19 protein-coding genes and 1 pseudogene are annotated in these 26,143 nt (G+C 71.6%); 9 read left to right on the top strand and 11 right to left on the bottom strand.

Annotated features, from left to right (window positions below):
- The first annotated feature begins 120 nt into the window (after nucleotides 1–120).
- A complete protein-coding gene (locus Psi01_RS20355) occupies nucleotides 121–744 on the top strand; it encodes an FMN reductase (RefSeq protein WP_204065620.1) in 624 nt (207 codons plus the stop codon).
- A 115-nt stretch (nucleotides 745–859) separates the two neighbouring features.
- Here the strand turns inward: Psi01_RS20355 and mltG are convergent, their stop codons facing one another.
- Nucleotides 860–1,984 (bottom strand): endolytic transglycosylase MltG, encoded by a 1,125-nt coding sequence (gene mltG / locus Psi01_RS20350; RefSeq protein ID WP_204065619.1) that lies wholly within the window; start codon nucleotides 1,982–1,984, stop codon nucleotides 860–862.
- Between the two features lie 601 nt (nucleotides 1,985–2,585).
- Here mltG and Psi01_RS43420 point away from each other — a divergent pair.
- Nucleotides 2,586–3,713 carry a hypothetical protein gene (locus Psi01_RS43420; RefSeq protein WP_307819249.1) on the top strand — a complete coding sequence of 376 codons (1,128 nt, stop codon included), beginning with the start codon at nucleotides 2,586–2,588 and terminating at the stop codon, nucleotides 3,711–3,713.
- 331 nt (nucleotides 3,714–4,044) lie between these two features.
- Here Psi01_RS43420 and Psi01_RS20340 read toward each other — a convergent pair whose 3' ends face one another.
- The 7 genes and pseudogenes from Psi01_RS20340 to Psi01_RS20310 form a co-directional block, all read right to left on the bottom strand.
- Nucleotides 4,045–6,708, bottom strand: coding sequence for a glycoside hydrolase family 3 N-terminal domain-containing protein (locus Psi01_RS20340; RefSeq protein ID WP_204065618.1), 2,664 nt, complete (start codon nucleotides 6,706–6,708; stop codon nucleotides 4,045–4,047).
- A gap of 268 nt (nucleotides 6,709–6,976) precedes the next feature.
- On the bottom strand, nucleotides 6,977–7,573 hold the full coding sequence (locus Psi01_RS20335; RefSeq protein WP_204065617.1) for an HdeD family acid-resistance protein: 597 nt from the start codon (nucleotides 7,571–7,573) through the stop codon (nucleotides 6,977–6,979).
- Between the two features lie 354 nt (nucleotides 7,574–7,927).
- A pseudogene (locus Psi01_RS20330) lies at nucleotides 7,928–8,350 on the bottom strand (ATP-binding cassette domain-containing protein); the annotation flags it as partial.
- Between the two features lie 104 nt (nucleotides 8,351–8,454).
- Nucleotides 8,455–9,450 carry an ABC transporter permease gene (locus tag Psi01_RS20325; protein ID WP_239127867.1) on the bottom strand — a complete coding sequence of 332 codons (996 nt, stop codon included), beginning with the start codon at nucleotides 9,448–9,450 and terminating at the stop codon, nucleotides 8,455–8,457.
- 2 nt (nucleotides 9,451–9,452) lie between these two features.
- A complete protein-coding gene (locus Psi01_RS20320) occupies nucleotides 9,453–10,409 on the bottom strand; it encodes an ABC transporter permease (protein WP_204065616.1) in 957 nt (318 codons plus the stop codon).
- Entirely contained in the window at nucleotides 10,402–11,925 is a 1,524-nt protein-coding gene (locus tag Psi01_RS20315) for a sugar ABC transporter ATP-binding protein (RefSeq protein WP_204065615.1), read from the bottom strand. The genes Psi01_RS20320 and Psi01_RS20315 overlap by 8 nt, the downstream gene beginning before the upstream one ends.
- 68 nt (nucleotides 11,926–11,993) lie before the next feature.
- Nucleotides 11,994–13,076 (bottom strand): ABC transporter substrate-binding protein, encoded by a 1,083-nt coding sequence (locus tag Psi01_RS20310; protein ID WP_204065614.1) that lies wholly within the window; start codon nucleotides 13,074–13,076, stop codon nucleotides 11,994–11,996.
- A 274-nt stretch (nucleotides 13,077–13,350) separates the two neighbouring features.
- On the opposite strand from Psi01_RS20310, the gene Psi01_RS20305 reads away from it, so the two are divergent.
- Both Psi01_RS20305 and Psi01_RS20300 read left to right on the top strand, forming a co-directional pair.
- A complete protein-coding gene (locus Psi01_RS20305; protein ID WP_204065613.1) occupies nucleotides 13,351–14,163 on the top strand; it encodes a DeoR/GlpR family DNA-binding transcription regulator in 813 nt (270 codons plus the stop codon).
- A gap of 127 nt (nucleotides 14,164–14,290) precedes the next feature.
- Nucleotides 14,291–15,820 (top strand): sugar ABC transporter ATP-binding protein, encoded by a 1,530-nt coding sequence (locus Psi01_RS20300; RefSeq protein ID WP_204065612.1) that lies wholly within the window; start codon nucleotides 14,291–14,293, stop codon nucleotides 15,818–15,820.
- 70 nt (nucleotides 15,821–15,890) lie between these two features.
- Here the strand turns inward: Psi01_RS20300 and Psi01_RS20295 are convergent, their stop codons facing one another.
- Nucleotides 15,891–16,892 (bottom strand): LacI family DNA-binding transcriptional regulator, encoded by a 1,002-nt coding sequence (locus tag Psi01_RS20295; protein WP_204065611.1) that lies wholly within the window; start codon nucleotides 16,890–16,892, stop codon nucleotides 15,891–15,893.
- 164 nt (nucleotides 16,893–17,056) lie between these two features.
- Between Psi01_RS20295 and arfA the strand changes: the two genes are divergently transcribed.
- From arfA to Psi01_RS20275, 4 genes are all read left to right on the top strand, one after another.
- A complete protein-coding gene (gene arfA, locus Psi01_RS20290; RefSeq protein WP_204065610.1) occupies nucleotides 17,057–18,562 on the top strand; it encodes an arabinosylfuranosidase ArfA in 1,506 nt (501 codons plus the stop codon).
- 3 nt (nucleotides 18,563–18,565) lie between these two features.
- Nucleotides 18,566–19,906, top strand: a complete 1,341-nt coding sequence (locus Psi01_RS20285; protein ID WP_204065609.1) for an extracellular solute-binding protein — start codon at nucleotides 18,566–18,568, stop codon at nucleotides 19,904–19,906.
- Between the two features lie 118 nt (nucleotides 19,907–20,024).
- Complete coding sequence (locus Psi01_RS20280; protein ID WP_204065608.1) at nucleotides 20,025–20,963, top strand: carbohydrate ABC transporter permease; 939 nt, start codon at nucleotides 20,025–20,027, stop codon at nucleotides 20,961–20,963.
- Nucleotides 20,960–21,796, top strand: a complete 837-nt coding sequence (locus Psi01_RS20275; protein WP_204065607.1) for a carbohydrate ABC transporter permease — start codon at nucleotides 20,960–20,962, stop codon at nucleotides 21,794–21,796. Before Psi01_RS20280 ends, Psi01_RS20275 begins: the two co-directional genes overlap by 4 nt.
- Before the next feature lie 69 nt (nucleotides 21,797–21,865).
- On the opposite strand, the gene Psi01_RS20270 is transcribed toward Psi01_RS20275, so the two are convergent.
- The gene (locus Psi01_RS20270) at nucleotides 21,866–24,403 is read right to left on the bottom strand and encodes a PEP/pyruvate-binding domain-containing protein (RefSeq protein WP_204065606.1); all 2,538 of its coding nucleotides are present in this window, start codon (nucleotides 24,401–24,403) and stop codon (nucleotides 21,866–21,868) included.
- A 186-nt stretch (nucleotides 24,404–24,589) separates the two neighbouring features.
- Between Psi01_RS20270 and Psi01_RS20265 the strand changes: the two genes are divergently transcribed.
- Nucleotides 24,590–25,567, top strand: a complete 978-nt coding sequence (locus Psi01_RS20265) for an aldo/keto reductase (protein ID WP_204065605.1) — start codon at nucleotides 24,590–24,592, stop codon at nucleotides 25,565–25,567.
- A 13-nt stretch (nucleotides 25,568–25,580) separates the two neighbouring features.
- On the opposite strand, the gene Psi01_RS20260 is transcribed toward Psi01_RS20265, so the two are convergent.
- Complete coding sequence (locus Psi01_RS20260) at nucleotides 25,581–26,138, bottom strand: TetR/AcrR family transcriptional regulator (RefSeq protein WP_204065604.1); 558 nt, start codon at nucleotides 26,136–26,138, stop codon at nucleotides 25,581–25,583.
- Nucleotides 26,139–26,143: the final 5 nt, after the last annotated feature.

The following is a 26,143-nucleotide window of genomic DNA, read 5'->3' as shown; positions in this document are numbered from 1 at the left end:
CGACAGCGCCGCCCCGGCCCCGTCCTGACCCGCCCCGGTCGGCTTCCCGTCCCGAACCACCCCGCCGGTTGCCGTACCGGCTCCTTCCAATCCGTCGATCGTCCCCCGGAGAACACGCACATGGAACCCCTGAAGATCGTGGCCGTCTCGGCGGGTCTCAGCCGCCCCTCCTCGACCCGCCTGCTGGCCGACCGGCTGGCGGAGGCCACCAGGCAGATCCTCGCGGAGGAGGCGCCGGTCGAGGTGCGCGTGATCGAGCTGCGCGAGCTGGCCTCCGACATCGCCAACAACCTGGTGACCGGGTTCCCGGCCGCCCCGCTGCGCGAGGCGATCGAGGCGGTGACGGAGGCGGACGGCCTCATCGCCGTCACGCCCATCTTCACCGCCTCCTACAGCGGGCTGTTCAAGTCGTTCTTCGACGTGATCGACAACACCGCGCTGACCGGCAAGCCCGTCCTCGTCGCCGCGACCGGCGGGACGGCCCGGCACTCGCTGGCGCTCGAACACGCGATGCGCCCGCTGTTCTCCTACCTGCGCGCGCTCGTCGTGCCCACCGCGGTCTTCGCCGCCTCCGAGGACTGGGGGACGGCCGGCGACGAACGGACCGACGGCCTCTCCGCCCGGATCACCCGCGCCGCCCAGGAACTGGCCGACCTGGTGCGCCGCCGCCCGGCCGCCGCGGCCACCGGCCAGGTCTATGAGGTCATCCCGTTCGAGCAGCAGCTCGCGGCGCTCCGCCCCTGACGCGGGCGATGTCCCCGCCCGGAGCGCACTCCGGTGACGGGGACGCTCCGCGCATCACGACCCCGGTCCTCTCCGCAGGACCGGGGCCTTCGTCATCGGCGGGGACGCGAGCCGTTCAACCGCCCCTCGCTCGGTTGAACTCATCGCGGAGCCGCCAGAACTCCGACTCCTTGTCGGTGAACTTCGTGATCTTCTTCTTCGGGTCCGTCGTCACGAAGAAGAGCCACGGGCCGTCGGCCGGGTTGAGGGCCGCCTCGATCGCATGGTCGCCCGGGTTGCCGATCGGGCCCGGGGGAAGACCGTGGTACCGGTAGGTGTTGTACTTGGAGCGGCTCTTCACGTCCTTGTCCCCGGCCGCGATGCCGTACCTGTTCAACCCGTAGAAGACCGTGCTGTCCATCTGCAGCTTCATCGGGGGCTTGTGGGCCAGCCGGTTGTAGATGACCCTGGCGATCTTCGGCATGTCCTCCTGCCTGCCGGCCTCCGCCTGGATGATGCTGGCGATCGTCATGATCTCGTGCGGGGTACGGCCGAGCGCCTCGGCGGCCGACTCCAGCCCGGCGCTCTCGGCCGTCTGCTTGTAGCGCTCGACCATGGCCGCGAGGATGTCGGCGGGCGTCATGCTCGGGGTGACCTCGTAGGTCGCCGGGAAGGCGTAGCCCTCCAGCCCGCCCTTGGCGTAGCCGGGCAGGTCGAGCGCCTCGGCGTCCTCGGCCGCCGTCTCGAAGTCCTTCTGCGGCCTGCCGGTCTTCTCGGCCAGCTCGGGGATGATCTTCGAGAGCCGCCAGCCCTCCAGGACCAGCACCCGCTGCTTCTTCTGGTTGGCCGGGTCCGTCAGCAGGTCGACGGCGGCCGCGGCGGACATCCGCTCGCGCAGGGTGAACTCCCCCGGCTGGAGTGAGGAGCTCTTGCCCGCCTCGGCGATCGCGTCGGTGAAGGCGCGGGCGCTGGCGATCACGCCCTTCTCCTCGAGCAGCCGGGCGACGTCCGCCGCGCTCTGCCCGTCCTTGATCCGTACCACCACCTCGCCGCTTCCCCGGCCGGTGAAGTCCTCGACCTTCATCGCCTCGGAGAGCCAGCGGTAGCCGTAGTAGCCCGCGCCGCCGATGGCTCCGACCAGCACGACCAGCGCGAGCATGGGGGCGAGGAAACCTCCCCGGCGGCGCCGCCGGGGCTTGCGCCGGCCTTCGCGACGCTCGTCGCCCGTGCCGAGAAGGGAGTCCATATCAAGATCGTTCATAACCGTGATGGCCAATCTCCCGGTAGCGGGACGGCGCCTACGGCGTGCACAGACCGCCGGAGGCCACCGCGCCGGGAGATGGACCCGGCGAGCAGCACTATGTCCTGAGGGCTTCCTCTACTCCTTCCGGTATCTCATGGATGTCCGCTATTTGTCATGGAATCCAGTTATTTAGCATGACGGCAGTACTTCACGAACGGCCGAGAGCAGGGACGATCACGCTCGGTCGCGGAGTGTGACGCATAACACATACCCATCTAGGGTATGTGTGATATCCTTTTCAGCTCTACTGGATCCGCCGCGCGAGCAGCGGAGACGACGCGCACCGGCCGGCGCCGAAGGATCGCGCCCCCGTCCGGCATCCCGCCCGCGCCGTCTCCCGCCGTCGTGGCTTCTTCACCGTCACCCACCCTCACATCACGACAGGCGGGGGCTCCGCCGACGGCAACCGTCCGGCACCCCCTGCGCACTCACCGTGCTACGCCCGGCGGGCTGAATGGGTCAGGACGGCCGGTCAGACGGCCGCACCGGCCCGGACCTCCGAGCGGGAGCCCTCTGGAGCGGGACGTCCCCGCCTCACCAGGAAGGATCGCTTTCATCGATGACCCTTGCCGCCATCCGTTCCGCCCGTGCCCGTGCCCTGGCCGTCGTCCTGGGCCTGTTCCTGGCCGCCGGCGCGACCGCGGCCGCCGGTCCGGTCCATGCGGAGACCGGGCAGAAGGTCATGCTCAAGGGCGCCACCACCGCCTCCTACTACTGGGACGACGGTTCCGGCCGCGCCGGTGACACCGGCCTGCCGGCCTCGGGCAAGCCCATGCAGAAGGGCCTGGCCGCCTCGCCCTCCTGGCCGCTGCTGACCGAGGGCTACGTCCTCTACAAGGGCAGGAAGGCCCCGTTCTTCGTGGGCGACCGCGGCCCCGGCGAGCCCTCCAACCGCGGCATCATGCTGGACCTGGACGCCAAGACCTTCGCCCAGCTGACCGGCGGCACCTTCGACCCGGACACGCTGACCGTGCGGGGCAACGGCGGTGCCGGGCACATCAAGGTCGACTACGTGATCACCAAGTGGGGTCCGGGCGTGGGCAAGAAGAACCACCCGGTGCCCTTCTCCACCGGCGCCTACAAGGTCAAGGACGATAACCCGGCCGAGCCCGTGGCCCTGTCCCAGTCCGCCGCGGCCACACCCGAACGGGCGTCGTCGTCCGCGCGGGGCGCCACCGGGAAGACCTCCTCCGGCACCCCCGCCGCCACCGGTGACCGGGCGACCGGATCGAAGGCCCGGGAGACCGCCCCGGCGTCCCCGGGCGGAAAGCCCGCGACCGGGAGCACCGGCACGGTGACCGGGAACACTGCGACAGGAAACCCTGTGACAGGGAACACCGCGACGGGAAGCACGGGGACCGCAAACACGGCGGCCACGGGCACCGGAGCCGGGACTCCGTCCGCGCCCGCCTCGCCGGGACAGACCCCGGCAGCCGGTACGCCCGCTCCGAGCGCGCCGCCCGCTCCGGCGGCGGCGAGCACCCCGGCCGCGCCGGGCCGTACCCTCGGCAGGACCCCCGGCACGACGCCGGACATCGAGGCCGAGCTGGCCCAGGCCGAAGCCGTGGCCGCCGCCGCGGCGGCCACCGGAGACTCCGACGGGGTCTCCGCCGAGTTCCTCATCTTCGTCCTGGCCGTCGGCGGTGGCGCGGCCTACGCCGGAGGCCGCCTCCTCGGCGACGGCTGACCGGACACCTCCCGGCCGGACCCGCACACCTGAACCCGACCGCACAGCCGGACCGCACAATCAACCGGCACAACCGACCGCACAGCCGGCCGACCGGCACACCCGGCGACCGGCCGTAGACCACACGGGGCCGGAGGGCGTTCACCGCCCTCCGGCCCCGCGCTTTTCCTCCACCGGCTCCACGGCCCGGCGTTTCTCGTCCGCCGGCTCCACCGCCCGGCGACCGGGGTCTCCGATCGCCGGGCCTTCCGCCGGGACCTCCCGAGCCGGTGACCGGGGTCTCCGGCTCGGCGCCCCGCCGCCCTCACGGAGAGCGGCGGGGCACCGGACCTCACGTCAGGTCCGAGCACTTCCTGGCGTCGGGATCCGACGCCGCCTTCGGCACCCAGCGGACGTTGGCGAACGACGCGGAGAACGCGCCCTCGGTGTAGACGAGGAAGGGCGTGTTGACGTTCTCCATGTCGAGGCCCTTCTCCGCGAAGCAGGCGATGGGGATCTTCACGGTCGCCTTGGTGCCCACGGGCAGCCCCTGGAACAGCGAGGTCGCCACGACCTCGGAGAAGCAGGGGTAGACGCAGTGGGCGCTGATCACGGTCCGGGCGGCCGGCGGCTGGTGCACGATGGTGTCGAAGACCAGCGCACCGCCGGCGTTGAGATAGCCGCGCAGGTCGCTGCCGCCCGCCGGGTCCTGCATGTAGATCTGGGCCGGGCCGATGCCGGTCCAGGTCGCCTTGAGCCCGTCCTGCTGCACGTTGACGTCGGACTGCACGACGTCGATCTCGGCGTGCGAGGCCTGGCCGTCGGCGCCGATCTCGGTGCCGCCCCAGTTCTCGGCGGAGCCGATGAAGCTCTTGTACGGCGCGATGTCGATGCGGTTGAACAGCTCCAGGTCCTCGGTGGCCTCACCGCCGCCGCCCTGCGAGCCGCAGCCGAACGGCGGCGCGGTCTCGTCGAGCGTGCCGACCGATCCGGTCTGGCCGTAGCGCAGGCCGTACCCCAGCGGGAAGAGCGGGTCGTAGCCCTCCTCGCCCGGGTTGAGCGGCGTCTGGCAGGCGCCCTTCGGCCAGGAGTACGACAGCTTGCCGGTGTAGCCCTCGCGGTACTTGCCCCGCACGAGCAGGTCGGCGACGCCGCCGCCCTCGGTGCCCGGCAGCCACGCCACGACGAAGGCGTCGGAGCGGTTGAGCTCCTTGTTGACCCAGAGGGGACGGCCGGTGACGTAGACGGTGATCACGGGCTTGCCCTTGCCGGCGACCTTGTCGAGCACGGCGAGGTCACCGGGGTAGAGCTTGGCCGCCTCCAGCGTGCGCCGGGACAGGTCGCCGACGCCCTCGGCGTACGGCGTCTCGCCGATCACCGCGATGACCGCGTCGTAGGCCGCGGGGTCGACGCCGTCGGCCGTCTCGCTGAAGGTGACGTTGGCCTCGCCCAGCACCTCGCGCAGGCCGCCGAGGATCGTCGTGCCGTTCGGGAAGTCGGCGTTGGTGTTGCCGGTGCCCTGCCAGGTGAGGGACCAGCCGCCCGTCTGGTTCTGCAGGCTGTCGGCGCTCTTGCCGACCACCAGGACCTTGGAGCCCGCCTTCAGCGGCAGCACCTTGTCGTTGTTCTTGAGCAGGACCTGCGACTTGCGCACGGCCTCGCGGGCGAGCCGCTTGGCGTCGAGGGCGTCGGCCGACCCGGCGAAGGGCCGCTTGGAGGGCTTGCGCCCATCGAGCACGCCGGCGCGCAGCTTCACGCGCAGGATGCGCGTCACCGCGTCGTCGATGCGGGCCATCGGGATCTCGCCGCTCTCGACCTGGGCGACCGTGTTGGCGATGAACGCCTTCCAGTCGTTGGGGACCATGATGACGTCGATGCCCGCGTTGACGGCCTGCGGGCAGCTCGCGTTGGTGCACCCGGCGACCTGGCCGATGCCGTTCCAGTCGGAGACGACGAGGCCGTCGAAGCCCATCTTCAGCTTGAGGATGTCGGTGATGGCGCGCTTGCTGCCGTGCAGCTTGCCCTCGTTGATGCCGAGTTCCTCGTTCGTCCAGCTGTTGAACGAGACCATCACGCTCTGGGCGCCGGCGGCGAGGGCGGTGTAGTAGCCCTGGCCGTGCAGGTTGATCATCTCGGCCTCGGAGGAGGGGTTGACGCCCTGGTCGACGCCCTTGAGGGTGCCTCCGTCACCGATGAAGTGCTTGGCCGTGGCGATGACGCCGTCGTGGCCGATGCCGCGCGGGTGCCTGCCCTGCAGGCCCTTGACCGCCTCGTATCCGTAGGCGCGGGTGATCCGCGGGTCCTCGGAGAAGCCCTCGTAGGTACGGCCCCAGCGGTCGTCGCGCACGACGGCGAGCGTCGGGGCGAAGGCCCAGTCCTGGCCGGTGGCGCGGATCTGCTCGGCCGTCGCCGCCGAGATGTCGCGCACGAGGCACGGGTCCTGGGCCGCACCCAGGCCGATGTTGTGGGGGAAGATCGTCGCCCCGTAGACGTTGTTGTTGCCGTGGACGGCGTCGATGCCCCAGATGACGGGGATCTTCGTCCGGCTGGCGACCGAGGCGTCCCAGTAGGAGTCGGCGAGGGCGAGCCAGTCCTGCGGCGAGGCGTGCTTGTCGCGGTTGGGCCACGAGCCGCCGCCGTTGAGCACCGAGCCGATGCCGTACTGCTTGACCTCCTCCGGAGTGATCGCGGCGATCTCCGGCTGGGTCATCTGGCCGACCTTCTCGGCGAGCGTCATGCCCGCGAGGATCTTGGCGATCCGCTTCTCGTCGAACGGGTTCTTGTTGATCCGGCTGTCGACCTTGGGCCACTCGGAGAAGGTGGGCAGCTTCTTTTCGATGCGGGCACAGCCGCGGGCGTCCAGAGCGGGCTTTCCGACCACCGGCTGCCGGCCGCCGGCCGCGGTCTCGGCGGCCGCGCCGGGGATGCCGGTGGCGCCCGAGGCCAGTACGGCGAGACCCGCCAGTGCCGCTAATCCGCTCCGGCGAGCACCCGAGCGGGTGAAACGTCTGATCATCAATAGATCCGTTCGTCGGGGAACTGCAGTGGTCAGGGCGGCCCCCCGTGTCCGCACTGAGCAGATCCTGACGTTGTGACGGCGGCACGTCAATAGGTACAGGAGAGCGCTCTCTCATCAAATCGCAATTCTTCCGCTCTCCCAGTGCTCAGTAGAACGGGCAGGTTATCAACTTCCCCTCACCCGACCTCCGGTAAAGCCGGAGGGACATCACCTCTGACCTGCGCCTCGAGCGAGAGCGCTCTCCCCTGCCGGGGGCGCGGGCCCGTCACACGGCCGGGGCGATCCTGGCGGTCGTACGGCCGGCAGAGCGGAGCTGGAACGCCACGAAGATCTGCATCACGCCGAGGATCACCAGCCAGATGCCCAGCACGAGCAGGAGCGCCTGCAGCGACATCCCCGGATAGACCAGCACCACCACGCCGGCGACGATGCCGAGCAGGCCCATCACCATCGCCCAGCCCCTGCCGTGCGCGTCCCGGTTCACCAGGGCCGTGAACAGCTCCACCGCGCCGTTGACGATCCAGTAGATTCCCAGCAGCAGCGCCAGCGCCGTGATCGTCACCATGATGTTGCGCAGCGCGTACAGCCCGACGATGAACGCGAGCACGCCCAGCAGGGCGAACATCACCCGGGTGACGCCGCTCTGGTCGTCGGCCGCCAGGGCGAGCACGAACCGGAAGATGCCGGCCACCACCAGCTGGATCCCGAACAGCGCGGCGATGACGACGAGGGTGCTGTCGGGCCAGGCCAGCACCATGATCCCGATCACCAGGGTGACGATCCCGAAGGCCAGCATCCAGCCCCAGTGACGTCCGGCGGCGGCCAGTACGTCGGCGACATCGGCGCGAGACTCTTGGTTCATGGGTCCCCCTTTCCGGGGCTCCTGGTCAGCGGCGCGCCCGGCAGGCCGGAGGTTCGAGGGAGCCGCTCGTCAGGGCGCGTCCATGATCTGCCGATTCGACCGTAGCAAGCGGGTGACCACCCTCAAAGAAGCAGACATTCCGGTTGCGCCCGGTGCATCACTCCGGACACAACCGGAATGCCCGAGGTGATTCACCGGGGACGGGATGGAGATCTTCCTCACGGACGGAGCCGCGGTTCCGGCCCGCAGGTGGCACAGTGACGGTATGCGCGCCGGGACTCGACGGGACGGGGTGGAGATCGGACTTCTGGGCCCGCTGGAGGTGACGGCGGCCGGTGAGGTCGTGGAGATCGGGCGCATGCCGCCCGAGTAGGTCCTGGCCGGTCTGCCCGCGGCCTCGGCGAGCCCGAAGTCCGCCAGCAGCCGCCGGGCGCGGGCCCCGGCCTCGGCGCGGCGCAGGTCGAGCAACTGCCCGATCAGCACGAGGTTCTCCATTCCGGTGAGGTCCTCGTCGACCGAGGCGTACTGCCCGGTCAGGCCGATCAGGCGGCGCACCCGCGCGGCGTGCCGTACGACGTCGAGCCCGCCCACCGCGGCCCGGCCCCCGTCGGGCCGCAGCAGCGTGGCCGGGACGCGCACCGCCGTCGTCTTGCCGGCGCCGTTGGGGCCGAGCACGCCGAGCACCGCCCCGCGCCGGGCCGCCAGGTCGATCCCGGCCAGCGCGGTGGTCTTCCCGAAACGTTTCACCAGTCCTTCGGTCTCGAAGGCGAGGGTCATGGTTCTCCTCCTCATATGCAGGTACGCCATGCACCCTCGCCCGGCCCCGTGCCAGACGCGGCACAGATCCCGGTCAGCCGCGTGTCAGCGGCCGACGGCCCGTGTCAGGTCTCGCGCCGCACCCCGCCGAGGATCCGATGGGCGACCACGACGACGGCCAGGAAGGCGCCGCTGACCACCTGCTGGAAGGAGGAGGTGAGCCCGCCGACCTGGTTGATCAGGTTCTGGATCACCCCCAGCAGCAGGGCTCCGGCGATGGTGCCGCCGAGGGCCCCGGCGCCGCCGGTGAGCAGCGTCCCGCCGATCACCACGGCCGCGATCACGTCGAGTTCGAGGCCGATGCCGAGGATCGTCACGCCCGAGGAGAGCCGGGCGGCGTTGAGCGCCCCGGCCAGGCCCGCGAGCAGGCCGGACACGAGGTAGACCACGACCTTGGTACGGGCGACCGGGACGCCCATGAGGGCGGCGGCGTCCTCGTTGCCGCCGATCGCGTAGACGTTCTGCCCGAAGCCGGTGCGCTGCAGGAAGACGGCCGCGACGGCGAGGATGGCGAGCATGATGAAGAACGGGTAGCCGACGTCGAGGATCGCGCCCTGCCCGATGCGCGCGAACAGGTCGTCCTCCACCAGGTAGGTGGTGGCCCCCTCGTCGGTCAGCGACAGCATCAGGCCCCGGGCCGCCAGCAGCCCGGCCAGGGTCACGATGAACGGCGCCATCCGCGTCCTGGCGATGATGAGGCCCTGCACCAGGCCGAAGGCCCCGCACACGACCAGCGGCAGCCCCAGCGCGACGGCCGCGCCGTGGCGGGAGCCGTAGGCCGCCAGGACCCCGCCGAGCACGAACAGCGATCCCACCGACAGGTCGATGCCACCGGAGATGATCACGAACGTCATGCCGATCGCGATGATCGCCAGGAACGAGGAGGCGGTGGCGATGTTGCCGAGGTTGGCCGGCGTGGTGAAGGAGTCGAACGCCACGGTGCCGACGACGAGCAGCACCGCGAGCACGATGAGAGCGCCGTGCTGCTGCAGCAGGCGGCCCGCGCGTTCGCGGGGGTTGCGGGTGGTCGCCATCGGCGGCGCCGGGTGGGTGGTCTGCATGGTCACCGGCGCTCCCGCGCTGCGTAGACGGCCGCGAGGATGATCACGGCCTGGGCCATCTGGGTCCATGACTGGGGCAGGTTGTGCTTGATGAGGGTCGCCTGGAGCAGCTGCATGAGCAGAGCGCCCATCACGGTGCCGAGCACCCGGATGCGACCGCCGGTCAGCGGGGTGCCGCCGACCACGACCGCCGTGATGGCCGACAGCTCCATGAACAGCCCCAGCGAGGTCGGATCGCTGGCCTGCAGCCGGGAGGTGGCCAGCACCCCGGCCACCGCGGCGAGCATGCCGGACAGGATGTAGACGGTCATCAGCACGCGGCGGACCGGCAGGCCGGACAGCCGGCTGGCCGCGCGGTTGCCGCCGACGGCGACCAGCTGCCGCCCGAAGGTGGTCCGCTTGACCAGGAACGCCACGGCGGCGGTGAGCACGACGGCGACGATCACGACGATCGGCACGCCGGCCACCGAGTCGCTGCCCAGGGCCACCAGGGTCGGGTTGGTGAACTCCTTCAGCTGCGGGAGGAAGACGTTGGCCAGGCCGCGCACCCCGACCAGGAGGGCGAGGGTGGCCACGATCGGCTGCACTCCCACGACGGCCACCAGGGTGCCGCCCGCCGCGCCGACCAGCGCCCCGGCCAGCACCGCCATGGCGATCGCGGGCAGCGCGCCGTACCCGAGATAGAGCGCCACCACCGAGGCGGCCAGGGCCATCACCGAGCCGACCGACAGGTCGATGCCCTCGGTGCCGATCACCAGCGCCATCCCGAGCGCGACGATCACGATCGGGGTGACCTGGACGAGCTGGGTGCGGAAGTTGTCGACGGCCAGGAAGTGCGGGGTGAACGCCGCGTTGAACAGCAGCAGCGCGGCGACCGCCGCGTACACGCCGTAGTCCTGGAGCCAGGTGATCACCCGGGTCCGGTCGGGTGCGCCCTGGCGCAGGGCGGTGTCAGTCATCGTTGTCTCCCGCGATGGCGGCCATGATCTTGTCTTCCGTCACTCCGGCGCCGTCCAGCTCGCCCGCGACCGCCCCGTCGCGCAGCACCACCACGCGGTCGGAGCCCTCCACCAGCTCCTCCAGGTCGGAGGAGATGAGGAGCACGGCCAGGCCGTCTCCGGCCAGCTCGTCGATGAGCGCCTGCACCTCGGCCTTGGCGCCGACGTCGATGCCGCGGGTGGGCTCGTCCAGCAGCAGCACCTTGGGGTTCATCGCCAGCCACCGGGCCAGCAGGACCTTCTGCTGGTTGCCGCCCGACAGCTCGCTGACCCGCTGGCCGGGACCGGCGGCCTTGATGCGCAGGCGGCGCATGAACTTCTGCACCACGCGGTCGACGTCCCCCTCGGAGACGATCCCGGCACGGGCGAGCCTGGGCAGGGCCGCCAGCACGATGTTCTCGCGCACCGACAGCGTCGGGACGATCCCCTCCGCCTTGCGGTCCTCGGGCAGCAGGTTGATCCCGGCGCGGATGGCGGCGGCGACCGAGCCGCCCGGCACCCGCTCACCGGCCACGACGACCTCACCGGAGTCGAGCGGCAGGGCGCCGGCGATGGCCTTGGCCGTCTCGCTGCGCCCGGAGCCGAGCAGCCCCGCCAGGCCCACGATCTCGCCGGGCCGTACGGCCAGCGACACGTCGTCGAGCACGTGCCTGTGGCGCAGGCCGGTGGCCTGCAGGATGGGGGCGGCGTGTGAGTGGTGCTGCCCGCTGAACTTGGTCAGGCCCTCCGCGGCGACCTCCGCCAGGTCCCGGCCCAGCATCAGCGAGATCAGCCGCAGCCGCTCCAGCTCCGCCAGCGGGCCGGTGTGCACCAGGCGCCCGTCGCGCAGCACGGTGACCCGGTCGCAGATGCGGTAGAGCTCCTCCATCCGGTGGCTGACGTAGATCACCGATCGGCCCTGGGCCTTCAGCTCGGCGATGGTGCGGAACAGCTTGTCCACCTCGCGCGGTTCCAGCGAGGAGGTGGGCTCGTCCATGATGACGACCCGCGCGTCGGCCTGGACGGCCCTGGCCAGGGCGACCATCTGCTGGGCGCCCAGGCCGAGCGAGCCCAGCGGGCGGCGCACGTCCGCCCGCACGCCGTACCCGCGCAGGATCTCCGAGGCCCGCTCGCGCATCCGCGCGAAGTCGATGAGGCCGAAGCGGCCCCGCGGCTCGCGGCCCAGGAACAGGTTGCGCGCCACGCTCATCTGCGGGACGAGGTTGACCTCCTGGTAGATGGTGGAGATCCCGGCGCGCTGGGCCTCCAGGGGGTTGGAGAACTCCACCCGCTCACCGCGGTATCTGATCTCTCCCTCGTCGAGCCGGTAGACCCCGGTCAATACCTTGATCAATGTGGACTTGCCCGCGCCGTTCTCCCCGACGAGGGCGTGCACCTCTCCCTGCCCGAGGGCGAAGGAGGCGCGGTCGAGTGCCGTGACCCCGGGAAAGACCTTCAGGGCGCCGACGGCCTCGAGCACCGGGCTGCTGACTGACACGGAGCTCCTCTCGTGTGACGGGGCACGCGCGCCCCCGGGGCGCGCGTGCCCGGCCGGTGGTGACGGGATCAGTAGGCCTGGGACAAGGAGCCCTCGGCGTTGGACTCGTCGTACTCGCGGTCGGCGATGATGACCTTCTCCGGGATGCTCTCACCGTCGAGGAACTTCTGGGCGGTCTCGAAGGCCAGGGCGCCGAAGCGCGGGTTGGACTCGATCACCCCGTAGATCCAGCCGTCGACGATGCCCTGGACCGCGCCCCGGGTGCCGTCGATGGAGACGATCTTGACGTCGCCGGCCTTCTTGCCCGCGCCCTTGAGGGCGGTGACCGCGCCCAGCGCCATCTCGTCGTTCTCGGCGTAGATGCCGTCGATGTCGGGGTTGGACTGGATCAGCTGCTCGGTGACCTGCTGACCCTTCTCCCGGGCGAACTCTCCGGTCTGCTCGAAGGTGATCTCGATGTCCGGGGCCTTGGCGGCGATCTGCTCCTTGAAGCCCTGGGTCCGCTCGGTGGTGACGTTGTTGCCGGGGGCGCCGAGCAGGATGGCGACCTTGCCCTTGCCGTCCAGCGCCTTGATCATCTGGTCGGCGGCCCGCCTGCCCTGCTCGACGAAGTCCGAGCCGATGAAGGTCAGATAGTCGGTGCAGTGCTTGGCGTTGATCTTCCGGTCGATCGTGATGATCGGCACCTTCTTGGCCGCGGCCTGCTGGAGCACCGGCTCCCAGCCGTCGGAGTTGAGCGGGGCGATGACCAGCAGCTGGGCGCCCTGGGCGATGAGCTGCTGCACGTCGCTGATCTGCTTGGAGAACTGCGACTGGGCGTTGGTCACCTTGAGGTTGGCGATGCCGAGCTTGGCCGCCTCGTCCTTGATGGACTGGGTCTCGGCGATGCGGAACGGGTTGGCCTCCTTCTCCGACTGGGAGAAGCCGACCACCCCGGTCTTCAGGTCGAACTTGGTCGCGCCGTGCTGGGCGATGGTGCACCCCGCGCCCGCCGGTCCCGAGGGGGTCTTCACGACCTGCTGCTGGGCCTCGGAGCCGCCCGGGGCGGGCGACGCGGCGGTGTCCTCGGACTTCGCGCATCCCGAGGCGACAAGGACGGCGGCGGCGAGCAGCGCGGCGGCTCGTGCGCGACGACCTGAGAACAAGGACATCTGTCCTCCTGGGGGGAAGAGAACCATCGGTTGGGTGATCACAGAGTGATAGGATTCCGCAACAAAGCGATAAAGAAAGAGCCACTTAACGGTCACGTTCGATCTAAACCGATCAATTAGCGACAGGCTCTGATCACTTCTGATCGACGGGCCCGGCGGAACGGCCAGCCGGATCCCCACCCCGGAGCGCCTTTCCGCGCCGACGTCATCCATCCGTAACCCGGCCTCCCTATGATCGAAGCTGATCAGGCACCAGTCGTGGGGTGAGCAGACAGTGACGGACGGCAAGACGCACGACACGGCCGAGAGCGCCCGGCCGGTGTTCGCCGCCGAGCGGCGCCAGCGCATCCTGGAGCTCGTGCGCGCCAACGGCGCCGTCTCCCTGCGCGACCTGGCCAGGGCCGTCGGGTCCTCGGAGGTCACCGTCCGCCGCGACGTGCGGATGCTGGAGGGCGAGGGCCTGCTCGACCGCCACCACGGCGGCGCCACGCTGCCCGGTGAGCTGACCCGCGAGCCGACCTACTCGCAGAAGACCCAGCTGTCCGGGACCGAGAAGGCGGCCATCGCCGACCTGGCCGCCTCACTGGTCGAGGACGGCGACGCCATCGCCATCGGCGCCGGCACCACCACCCAGGCCTTCGCCCGCCGCCTGGTCAGGCACACCGAGCTCGCCGTGGTCACCAACTCGCTCCTGGTCGCCCAGGCGCTGGCCGACTGCCCCCGTGTGGAGGTGGTGATGACCGGCGGCACGCTGCGCGGCTCCATCCACGCGCTGGTGGGCAGCCCGGCCGAACAGGCGCTGTCCGGGCTGCGCGTGCGCCGGGCCTTCATCTCCGGCAACGGGCTGACCGCCGAGCGGGGCCTGTCCACCCCCAACCTCCAGGTCGCCAGCGTCGACCGGGCGATGGCGCGGGCCGCCGAGGACGTGGTGGTGCTCGCCGACCACACCAAGATCGGCGTCGACACGATGGTCCAGACCGTGCCCACCGAGGAGATCACCCACCTGGTGACCGACGACGACGCCCCGCGCGACGTGCTGGACGACCTGGCCTCGCGCGGCGTGCGCCTGCACGTCGCCCGGGGCTGAACGTCGGCCGGGGCTAATCACTCTTGTCCGACTGTGATCGAAACGCCTTTCGTTTCTTTACGGAATCGTTTCATTCATGAGTCACCATCGTGGCACGCTCCCCGGGGGCCGTCCATGGAGGGGTCATATGGCAGCCAGCATCCGGGCCGTCGAGGCGGCGGGCATCGTCAGGGACTTCCCCGGCGTCCGGGCGCTCGACCACGTCTCCTTCACGCTCGCGGCGGGCGAGGTCCACGGCCTCGTCGGGGAGAACGGCGCGGGCAAGTCCACCTTCATCAAGGTGCTGACCGGGGTGCACCGGCCGGACGCCGGCCGGCTGCGGCTGCGCGGCGAGGAGGTGCGCTTCTCCAGTCCCCTGGAGGCCCAGCGCGCCGGGATCTCCACCATCTACCAGGAGACCAACCTCATCCCCAGCATGAGCGTGGCGCGCAACCTGTTCCTGGGCCGTGAGCCCCGGGGCCGCCTCGGCCTCATCGACTTCGCCCGGATGCGGCGGCTGACCGAGGAGATCCTGCGGGAGTACGGCCTGCGCCTGGACGTGCACCGGCCGCTGGGCGCCTTCGGGCCCGGCACCCAGCAGATGGTCGCCCTGGCCCGGGCCATCGAGGCCGACGCGCGGGTGGTGGTCATGGACGAGCCCACCTCCTCGCTGGACTCCCGGGAGATCGCGACGCTCTTCGAGGTGATCGGGCGGCTGCGCGCGCAGGGCCGGTCGGTGATCTACGTCAGCCACCGGCTGGAGGAGCTCTTCCAGGTCTGCGACCGGGTCACCGTGCTGCGTGACGGCCGCGTCGTGCACACCGGCCCGGTCGCCGGGCTCGACCGCCTGCGCCTGGTCTCGCTGATGCTCGGCCGCAACCCGGCCGACATCGCCGAGCGGGGCACGACCAGCTTCACCGGCTCCCATCCCGAACCGGCCGACGCCCCCGTGCTGTGCGCCACCGACCTCGTGCGGGGCCCCGACCTGAAGGGGGTCTCGCTGGCCATCCGGCCCGGCGAGGTGGTGGGGCTGGGCGGCCTGGTCGGCTCGGGACGCAGCGAGACCGCCAAGGCCATCGCCGGCGCCCTCCCGCTGGACTCCGGGGAGGTGACGGTCGCCGGCCTGCCGGTGCGCGGCCGTACGGTCAGGAACGCCATCCGCGCCGGGATCAACCTGCTGCCGGAGAACCGCCGCACCGAGGGGCTGATCCCCTCGCTGTCGGTGCGCGAGAACATCGCGCTGGCCGCCCTGCCCCGGCTGTCGCGGGCGGGCATCGTCTCCGAGCAGCGCATCGACCGCATCGTCGAGACGTTCGTCCGGCGGCTCGGCATCAAGGTCTCCGGTCCCGGCCAGCGGGTCAGCGAGCTGTCGGGCGGCAACCAGCAGAAGGTCCTGCTGGCCCGGTGGCTGGCGATGAACCCCAAGGTGCTGCTGCTGGACGAGCCCACCCGCGGCATCGACGTGGGCACCAAGGCCGAGGTTCAGGCCTTCATCGACGAGCTGGCCGTGGAGGGATTGGCGGTCCTGCTGGTCTCCTCCGATCTGGAGGAGCTGGTGGAGGGCTCCGATCGCATCGTCGTATTGCGCGACGGGGTCGTGGTGGCCGAGCTCAACGGCCCGGACGTCACCGCCGAGGTCGTCATGACGGCGATGGCGGACCCGGTCCCCCCGTCATGACCCCGATGTCCCCGCCGCATCCGTTCCCCCGTCATGACCCCGGCGTCCCCGACGCCCCCGCCGCGTCCTCTCAGCCGGCCGGCGCCGTGCTCTCGCGCACCATGAGCCGGTAACCGGCCCGCACCTCCTGCGGCGCGTATCCGGCCCGGCCGTCGATGCGGCGCTTGAGCAGGTCCACCGCGATCCGGGCCAGCTCGCTCTTGTCCGGCGCCACGGTGGTCAAAGTGGGCGTGCTGTAGCGGCCGTCCTCGATGTCGTCGAGCCCGGCCAGCGCGACGTCCCCGGGAACCCGCAGCCCGGACGACAGGACCGCCCGCATCGCGCCCAGGGCCAGCAGGTCGTTGAAGCAGAAGACCGCGTCGGGCCGCTCGCCCTCCAGCAGCGCGGTCATCGCCGCGAACCCGTCGGCCCGGTGGTAGCGCTCGACCGTGGCCACGATCTCCGGCAGCCCGTGCGCGGCCATCGCCTGCCGGTAGCCGGCCAGCCGCAGCGGGGCCGTCCCGCTGATGGAGCTGTCCTGCGCGCCGAGCGCGGCCACCCGGGCGCGGCCCAGCCCAATCAGGTGCTCGGTGATGTCGCGGGCCGCCCGGACGTTGTCGATGGCCACGTGGTCGGCGGGGCCGTCGTGGATGCGCTCGCCCAGCAGCACCAGGGCCGTGTCGTCGGTGCGGGCGGCGAGTTCGTCGGCGCCGATCGCGATGGGGCTGAAGATGAGCCCGTCCACCCGGTGGTCGCGCACCCCGTCGAGGATCTGCCGTTCGCGCTCCAGGCTCCCGTCGGTCTGCTCGATGACCACCAGCCACCGCTGCTCGGCCGCGGCGTCGATGACGAAGCGCGACAGCTCGGCGAAGTACGGCGCGTCGAGCTCGGGCAGGGCCAGGGCGATCACGCCGGTCCGGCCCTGGCGGAGGTTGCGGGCCGAGAGGTTGGGCCGGTAGTCCAGGCGCGCGAGCGCCTCCTCCACCCTGGCCCGGGTCGCGGGCGCGACGTGCGCGTACCCGTTGACGACGTTGGAGACGGTCTTCACCGACACCCCCGCGAGGACCGCAACGTCACGCAGGCTCGTTCCCACCCGCTCTCACCTCCCCGGCCGTACGGCTGGCGCCAGCCGTACACGATGCAACGGCATCGATCGTAACGCCCCGGTATCGACCTGCGAGAGCCCTGTTTACAACGTTGAAACAACGTTGTACAAACGCCCTACCCGAAACATCGCGTTAACAGAGAGGCCGCGTCTTGACGACCAGCGCTCGTCTCACCCTTGATCCCTCTTTCCGGATCGGACCGGTGGAGCCCCGGCTGTTCGGCTCGTTCGTCGAGCACATGGGCCGCTGCGTCTACACCGGCGTCTTCGAGCCGGGCCACCCGCTGGCCGACCCCGACGGTTTCCGCACCGACGTGCTGGAGCTGACCAGGGAACTCGGCGTGACGCTGGTCCGCTACCCCGGCGGCAACTTCGTCTCCAACTACCGCTGGGAGGACGGCGTCGGCCCCGTCGAGGAGCGGCCGGCCCGGCTGGACCTGGCCTGGCGGAGCCTGGAGAGCAACGCCTTCGGCCTCAACGAGTTCATGGCCTGGGCGGCCAAGGCCGGGGTCGAGCCGATGATGGCGCTCAACCTGGGCACCCGAGGCGTGGCCGAGGCGCTGGAGCTGGTGGAGTACGCCAACTACCCGGGCGGCACCCGCCTGTCGGACCTGCGCCGCGCGCACGGCGTGGACAAGCCGCACGACGTGCGGCTGTGGTGCCTGGGCAACGAGCTGGACGGGCCCTGGCAGATGGGCCACAAGACCGCCCGGGAGTACGGCAGGCTCGCCGCCGAGACCGCGCGGGCGCTCAAGCGCTTCGACCAGGACCTGTCCCTGGTGGCCTGCGGCAGCTCAAACAGCGGGATGCCGACCTTCGGCTCGTGGGAGGCAGAGGTCCTGGAGGCCACCTACGAGATGGTCGACTACATCTCGCTGCACGCCTACTACGATCCCTCCGACGGCGACGTCGACTCCTTCCTGGCCAGCGGCGCCGACATGGACCATATGATCCGCTCGATCGCCGCCACCGCCGACCACGTGGGCGCCAAGCTGCGCAGCCGCAAGAAGATCAAGCTCTCCTTCGACGAGTGGAACGTCTGGTACCAGAGCCGCTTCCACGGCGAGTCCTCGCTGGAGTGGGCCGGGCACCCCCGGCTGATCGAGGACGACTACGACGTCACCGACGCCGTGGTGGTCGGCAGCCTCCTCATCACCCTGCTGCGCAACGCCGACCGGGTGGGCGTGGCCTGCCAGGCCCAGCTCGCCAACGTGATCGCGCCGATCAGGACCGAGCCGGGCGGCCCGGCGTGGCGCCAGACCATCTTCCACCCCTTCGCCCTGACCGCCCGCTACGCCCGGGGCGAGGTGCTGCGGGTGGAGCCCGAGTGCGCCTCGATCTCCACCGGCCGGTACGGCGAGACGCCCGCGATCTGGGCCACCGCCACCCACGACGACACCACCGGCGAGATCACGCTGTTCGCGGTCAACCGCGACCGGAACGCCCCCTGCGCGCTCGACGTCACGCTCCCGGCGGGACTGGCCCCGGTGGAGCACCTGGAGCTCGCCGACGAGGACCCGTCGGCGCGCAACTCCGCCGAGCACCCCGACCGCGTCGTCCCGCGTCCCGGCTCGGGCCTCCGCCTGGAGGACCGCCGAGCCTCTCTTACCCTCCCTCCGGTTTCGTGGAGTATTGTCCGTTTCGCCCCCCAGGAGTAAGACATGACCAGTTCCTTCTCCCGCCGCTCCTTCCTCGGCCTGTCCGGGGCGGTCGGCCTGACCGCCGCCCTGTCCGCCTGCGGCGGCGGAACCAAGATCGGATCGGGCTCCTCCACGCCCGCCTCGGCGGCGCCCACGTTCTCCGGAGGCGAGTACTCCGGCCCCAAGGTGACCCTCGACTACTGGAACGGCTTCACCGGCGGCGACGGCCCCCACATGCGGGCCATGGTCGAGGCGTTCAACAAGGAGTACTCCGGCCGCATCGAGGTCCGCAACGTCACCCGGCGCTGGGAGGACCTCTACCCGGCCATGCCGACCGCCATCGCCGCGAACAAGGGCCCCGACGTCGCGGTCATCCACAACGACTGGGTCGCCACCTTCGCCGTGCGCCAGACGCTCGTCCCGCTGGACGACGTGGTCGGCTCGCTGCAGCTGACCGAGGCGGACTTCATCCCGGCGGTGTGGAACGCCGGCGTCTACGACGGCAAGCGCTACAGCGTCCCGCTCGACGTGCACAGCCTCGGCGACTACTGGAACAAGGCCCACCTGGAGAAGATCGGCCTGTCCGAGGCCCCGGCCGACAAGGCCGCCTACGAGGAGGCCCTGGCCAAGCTCAAGGAGGCCGGGATCGCCAACCCGTTCTGGATGCCGAACAAGTGGCCGGCGCACCTGATGTTCATGAGCCTGCTGTGGCAGCACGGCGGGGAGCTCTACAGCGAGGACGGCGCCAAGGCCCTGTGGGGCTCCGCGCAGGGCGAGCAGGCGCTGGCCTGGATGGTGGAGCAGATCGACAAGGGCTACAGCCCCGCCAAGGTCGCCATCGACACCCAGTACGCCGCCTTCAAGAACGACAAGGTCAGCTTCACCTGGGACGGCATCTGGCAGATCAACGACCTGAAGACCAACGCCAAGTCCCTGGATTGGGGCCTGTCACCGGTGCCGAACATCGGCGGCACCCCGGCGGTGTGGAGCGCCTCGCACAACTTCGTGCTCACCTCCCAGGCCGGCAAGGACCCCAACAAGGTGCAGGCCGCGAAGTTCTTCATCGACTCCATGAGCCGCCAGTCCACCGAGTGGGCCAAGGCCGGCATGATCCCGGCCCGCAACTCCGTCCGGGAGGACCCGGCCATCGCCGACCTGCCCCAGGTGGCCATGGCCAAGAACGTGAGCGTCTTCCACTTCCTGCCGGCCCTGCCCGGCGTCGGCGACGTGCAGTCCAAGGCGCTGGAGCTGGCGGTGGCCAAGGCCGTGCTGAAGGAGGCCACCCCGGCCGAGGCGCTGAAGGAAGGCGTGGCGACGGCCGACAAGCTGCTGGCCGACAACAAGCGGAAGTACGGTCAGTGATCATGAAGACCGTACGAGCCAGGCGGACCGCGCGAACCACGTGGGCCGCGCGGGCCGTACGAGCCAGGCGGGCCGCGCGGACCCGATCGACCGCGCGGCCGTCCGGCCGGGAGGCCCGATGAGTTTGCTGACGAGGCCCAAGGGCCTGTCCGGGGCGGCGGAGCCCGCCGCCCCGGCGGGGCGGGCGCGCAGGATGCGGCCGTGGACGCCGTACGCGTTCCTGGCGCCCTACCTCGCCCTGTTCGCCGTCTTCATGATCCTGCCGATCGGCTTCGGGTTCTGGACCAGCCTGCACGAGTGGGACATCAACCTGCCGGCCAAGCCGTTCGTCGGGCTGGAGAACTACGCCGAGCTGTTCGACCCCTCCAGCGTGGACGGCGGGCGCTTCTGGACGGCGATGCGGGCCACCGGGATCTTCACCCTGTTCTCGGTGCCGTTGCTGATCCTGCTGCCGCTGCTGGCGGCGCTGCTGATGAACGGCCGCTTCAGGGGCCGCAACCTCTACCGGGCCGTCTACTTCGCGCCCTACGTGCTGGGCGTGGCGGTGGTCGGCTTCCTGTGGCGCTATCTGCTCGACGGCAACATCGGGCTGGTCAACCACTATCTCGGCCTCGACGTGCAGTGGACCACCGACGAGCCGCCCGTCTGGATCGCCCTGGTCGGGGTGACCGTGTGGTGGACGCTCGGCCTGAACGCGGTCATCTTCCTGGCCGGACTCCAGGACATCCCGCGTGAGCTGCACGAGGCGGCGATGGTGGACGGCGCCTCGGCCTGGCGCAGGTTCCGGGCGGTGACCCTGCCCGGCCTGCGTCCGGTGACCGTGTTCGTGGTCAACGCCACGATCCTGGCCTCGGCCAACATGTTCGGCCAGGCCTATCTGATCACGGCGGGCGCCCCGGCCGACCGGACCAAGACCGCGATCTATCTCATCGCCGAGACCGGCCTGCGCCAGTTCGACATGGGCACCGCCTCGGCCATGAGCTTCATCCTCGCCGCCTTCCTGATGGCGGCCAGCGCCCTGGTGTTCGGGGCCTTCCGGGACAGGAGCGCGCGATGACCCGTGACACCCGCGGCCTGCGCCGCGCGCTGCTGCACCTGGTCCTGGCGGTGATCGCGGCGCTCTACCTCAGCCCGCTGGTCTACATGGTCTCCACCTCGTTCAAGACCCGCGAGGGCGCCGGGTCCACCGACCCGCAGTGGATCCCCGACCCGTTCACCACCGACGCCTACCGGGAGATCCTCAACAGCCCGGACAGCCCGATCCTGACCTGGTTCCTCAACAGCCTCATCGCGGCCACCGGCCACGCGGCGCTGGTGCTGGTCACCGCGGCCCCGGCGGCGTACGCGCTGGCCAGGCTCCGCTTCCGGGGCCGCAACGTGATCTTCACCGTGGTCGTGGCGACGCTGTTCGTGCCGCCGGTGGTGCTGCTGATCCCCAACTTCCTGATCGTCAACGAGCTCGCCTGGGTGGACAGCCTCCCGGCGGTGATCGTCCCGGCCGCGGCGGGCGCGTTCGGGGTGTTCTTCCTTCGGCAGTTCTTCCTGACCCTGCCCGGCGAACTGGAGGAGGCCGCCGAGCTGGACGGGTGCAACCGCTGGCAGATCTTCACCTCCGTGGCGCTCCCGCTGGCCAAGCCCGCGCTGGTGACGCTGTTCCTGCTGTCCTTCCTGACCAACTGGAACGACTTCCTGTGGCCGATCTACGTCCTGCTCAGCCCGGAGTCGCTGACCCTGCCCGCCGGTCTGGGCAACTTCCAGGGCGCCAACAACATCCGCTACGACCTGCTGATGGCCGGGGCGGTGATCGCCAGCCTGCCGGTGATCGCGCTGTACCTGGTCGCCCAGCGCTGGGTGATCGAGGGCATCTCCCGCTCCGGCCTCAAGGGCTGAGAGGGCATCGAAGCCTGCGGGTCCTCAAGGGCCGCGATCTCAGGGGCTGCGCTTCCAAGGGCTGAGGTCTCAAGGGCCGGGCGGGTGCGCGGTGACGACACCACGGGTGCCGTCCACCGTGACCGCCCGGCCGTCGCGGAGGCGGACGGTGGCCTCCCCGGTCGCCACGACTGCGGGCACGCCGTACTCACGGGCGATCAGCGAGGCGTGCGCGGCCAGGGTGCCGCCGTCGGTGACGACGGCGGCGATCCGCGCGAACAGCGGCGTCCACGCGGGCGTCGTCACCCTGGCGACGAGCACGTCCCCGGGGCGGACGCGGCCGAACTCCCAGGGCCCGTGGACGACGCGCACCGGCCCGGTGGCCCGTCCCGCGCTGGCGGGCTGACCGGTGAGAAGGGTCCGGCCCGCGAGGGCCGGCCGGCCGGCGTCTCCCGGCCGGTCGCCGGTACGGCCGCCGCCTTCCGGCCGGTCGCCGTTGCGGCCGCCGCCGCGCGCGAGCCCCAGCGTCCGTTCGAGGTGGCCGCCGATGATCGGCGGCGGCGTCCCGACGACCAGCGGCGCCGCCAGTCGGCGTAGCCGTTCCCACTCGTCCCGGCGCTCCCGGGCGAGCACCCCCAGCACCCCGCGCCGCCCCGCCTCCTCCCGGCCCGGAACCTCCTCCCCGGGTGATCCGGCCGCCTCCAGATGCGGCTCGATCTCCTGCCGGGTCAGGAAGAACACCTCCGCGGGATCGTCGGTCGCCCCTGCGGCGACGAGCATCTCCCCGAGCCGGTGCGCGCATGCGCGCAGGAGCGGCCAGCCCAGGGTCAGCTCGCGGACCTGCTCCTCGCGGATCATCGCGTACCGCCGGGCGGTCTCCAGCATCGAGGTGAAGGCGGCCAGCGACCGCGGCCGGTCCGCGAGCGCCTCGCGGCACGCGCGCTCGGCCCCGGCCCGGCGTTCCTCCAGCTCCCGCCTGCGGGCCCGCCCCGCCTCACCGTCCCCGGCGACCGCGGCATCCCCCCGCGCTCCGGCGGATTCGGAGCCCGGGGCAGGGCTCGTCCCGTCGTCCCCGGCGCCCGCGGGATCCCTTCGCGCTCCGGCGTCCGCGGCGAGGCCCGTCTCTCCCGCCGTGGGGTGGTACCAGTCGATGCTGTGCACCGCGTGGGCGGGGACCGTGCCGCCGCCGGGCAGGCCGCTCAGCAGGAGGCCCGCCTGGGCCTCCCGGAGCCGGTGGGCCCGCATGAAGCGCGCCAGGCAGGCCTCCATCTTCCAGGCCGCCCCGCCGACCACCGCCAGGTACCACAGGTGGCGGCCCGCCGTACGGCCGATGTCGTCGACGAGCCGGAGCAGTTCCTCCGGAGAGCGGCCTTCGGCGCCGCGACCGGCCAGTTCCCGGTAGGCGGGCAGCAGTTCCCCGCGCCAGCGCAGGTACAGGCGGCCCAGCAGCGCGCGGTCGGCGGCGGCGGGGTCGCGGCCCGGCCGGACGAGCGCGCCGATCATGAAGGGGAGCAGCCTGCCGCGCGACCTGAGCAGCGCACCGGGCAGGTCGCGCGGTGCGGGGGTGGGCCGGCTGTAGTACCAGCCGTTGACCGTCCCGTGGGCGAAGGGGACGGCCGCCCCGGCCGTCTCCCGCATCCCGTGGCCGAAGCCCTCGTCGATCCGGCCGAGCAGCCACCCGGCGAACAGCGGTGTCACCGGGTCGGGCAGCCACTCGCCGAGCCGGAAGTTCCGCAGCCACAGGCCGGGGCCGGGCGGGTGCCAGGCGACCGGCGCGGGCAGGGCCGTCATCGGCCGTGCCTGCAACAGGAACAACCGGCCGTCCAGGATCGCCCACTCGATGTCCTGCGGCCAGCCGGAGCGCTCCTCCACCCGCCGCGCGAGCCCGGCCAGCGCCACGGCCTGCCCGGCGTCCAGCACCTCCGGCACGGCCTCCCACCCGGCGTTCCCCCGGACCCCCGGCACAGTCTCCTCGCCTCCGGCGGGCCCATCGGCCTCCGGTTCGGTCTCCGCCGATCCCCCGGTGTCCGGCGCCGCCGGCCCTTCGGCGCGTCCCGGGCGCGGCGGGTCCATCATGCGGGTGCGCTCGGCGCGGCCGTGCCGTACGGTCCACTCCTCCCCCGTCGACTCGCCCGACACCAGCGCCTCGCCCAGGCCGGGCACCGCGGTGATGACGACCTTCTCGCGGGCGCCGGTCACCGGGTCGGCGGTGAAGGCGACCCCGGCCGCGTCGGCCCGGACCATGCGCTGGACCAGCACGGCCACACCCCCGTCCGCGGGCCCGGCGGTGCGGTAGGTCCTGACCCGTTCGGCGTCCGCGGAGGCGCGGCAGCGCCGTACGGCCTCGGCCACGTCGGCGGGGGCCACGTCGAGGAAGGTCTCGTACAGCCCGGCGTAGGAGGCCTCGGCCCGGTCCTCGGCCACGGCGGAGGAGCGCACCGCGAACCTGCCGCCGCCCAGCTCCCCGACCGCGCGGCCGATCTCCTCCGGCGAGGGATCCGCGCCCACCGGGACCACGAAGCCGTCCGGCACCGGGAAGCCCTCCGCGGCCAGGGCGGCCAGGCTCGCCGCCTTGCCGCCGGTCACCGCGCGTTCACGGGCGCGCGCCTGCGCCAGGCTGAGGATCACGACGTCACCTTCTCCGCGTCACGTTCTCCCCGTGATGGCATACGTAGCGTTGCTATCTATAGCGACGCTACGCCGGAAACCGCCTCCCCGGAAGACCCGATATAGCGTTACTACCTATAGGGACCGGACGGGCTTACCCGCCCTCACCATGAGATCGCCGCGGGCCATGAGACTACGATCGTGCACGTGGAACAACGCAAACTAGGCAGAACTGGCACAAAGGTCGGCGTCATCGGACTCGGCGCCTGGCAGCTGGGCGCCGACTGGGGCGAGGTCGGCGAGGACGAGGCGCTGGCCGTCCTCACCGCCGCCGTGGACTCGGGCGTCACCTTCATCGACACCGCCGACGTGTACGGCGACGGCCGCAGCGAGCGGATCGTCGGGCAGCTGATCAAGGACAGGCCGGGCCTGACCGTGGCCACCAAGATGGGCCGCCGCGTCCCGCAGGAGCCCTCGGCCTACACCCTGGACAACTTCCGCGCCTGGACCGACCGCTCCCGCGCCAACCTCGGCGTGGACACCCTGGACCTGGTCCAGCTGCACTGCCCGCCCACCCCGGTCTACTCCACCGACGCGGTCTTCGACGCCCTGGACACCCTCGTGCAGGAGCGGCGGATCGCGGCCTACGGAGTGAGCGTCGAGACCTGCGAGGAGGCGCTGACCGCCATCGCCCGGCCGGGTGTGGCCACCGTGCAGATCATCCTCAACGCCTTCCGGCTCAAGCCGCTGGAGCGGGTGCTGCCCGCCGCCGACGAGGCCGGGGTCGGCATCATCGCCCGGGTCCCGCTGGCCAGCGGCCTGCTGTCGGGCAAGTACCACGAGGGCACCGTCTTCGCCGCGAACGACCACCGCACCTTCAACCGGCACGGCGAGGCCTTCGACGTCGGCGAGACCTTCTCCGGCGTCGACTACGACACCGGCCTGCAGGCGGTGCGCCGCCTGACCCCGCTGGTGCCCGAAGGTCTGACCATGGCCCAGTTCGCGCTGCGCTGGATCATCGACCAGCCCGGCGTGTCGGTGGTCATCCCCGGCGCCCGCAACGCCGACCAGGCCCGCGCCAACGCCGCGGCCGCCGGCGCGGCGCCGCTGCCGGAGGAGACCCTGCGCGCCGTACGGGAGATCTACGACGAGCTGATCCGCCCGCAGGTCCACCACCGCTGGTGACCGGCGACGCCGCTCAGGACTCCCCGAGGAGGCCGACGAAGGCCGCGAAGGCCGCGTCGGCGCGGGCGGTGTCCCCGGTGGCGTCGGCGTCCATGAGCAGCCCCCGCACCACGGCGAGAACGGCGGTCGCCAGGGCGGGGGCCCGCTCCCCGTAGTGGGGGCGCAGCCCCTCCTCCAGCACTCCCAGCCAGTCCGTCGTGGCGGCCCTGCGGAAGTCGGGCCACGGGACCTCGCCCTCGGGCGCGTGGTACAGCGCGCCGAACAGTCGCAGGAACGGCGCGCCCTGCGGGCCGGTCAGCACCCCCCAGGCCCGCGCCAGCGTCTGCGCGTACGGCTCGCTGCGGGGTGCCAGCGCCTGACGGAAGAAGCGCAGCTGGCGCTCGCGGGCCTCCTGCAGCACCTCCAGCAGCAGCCGGTCGCGCGTGCCGAAGTGGTAGACGAGCATGCGCGGGGTGGTGCCGGCGGCCCGGGCGAGGGGGGCCAGGCCGGAGGGCAGGCCGTGGGCCAGGACGTGATCGGTGCAGGCGGCCAGGAGAGTACGGCGGATCTCCGGCTGCGGATGTCTGCCCACGGGAG

It is taken from the genome of Paraplanobispora siamensis (genome assembly GCF_016863175.1).
Classification (GTDB): domain Bacteria; phylum Actinomycetota; class Actinomycetes; order Streptosporangiales; family Streptosporangiaceae; genus Planobispora; species Planobispora siamensis.
Note: the sequence above shows the minus strand (reverse complement) of the source record. Positions and strands in the feature narration are given on the sequence as shown.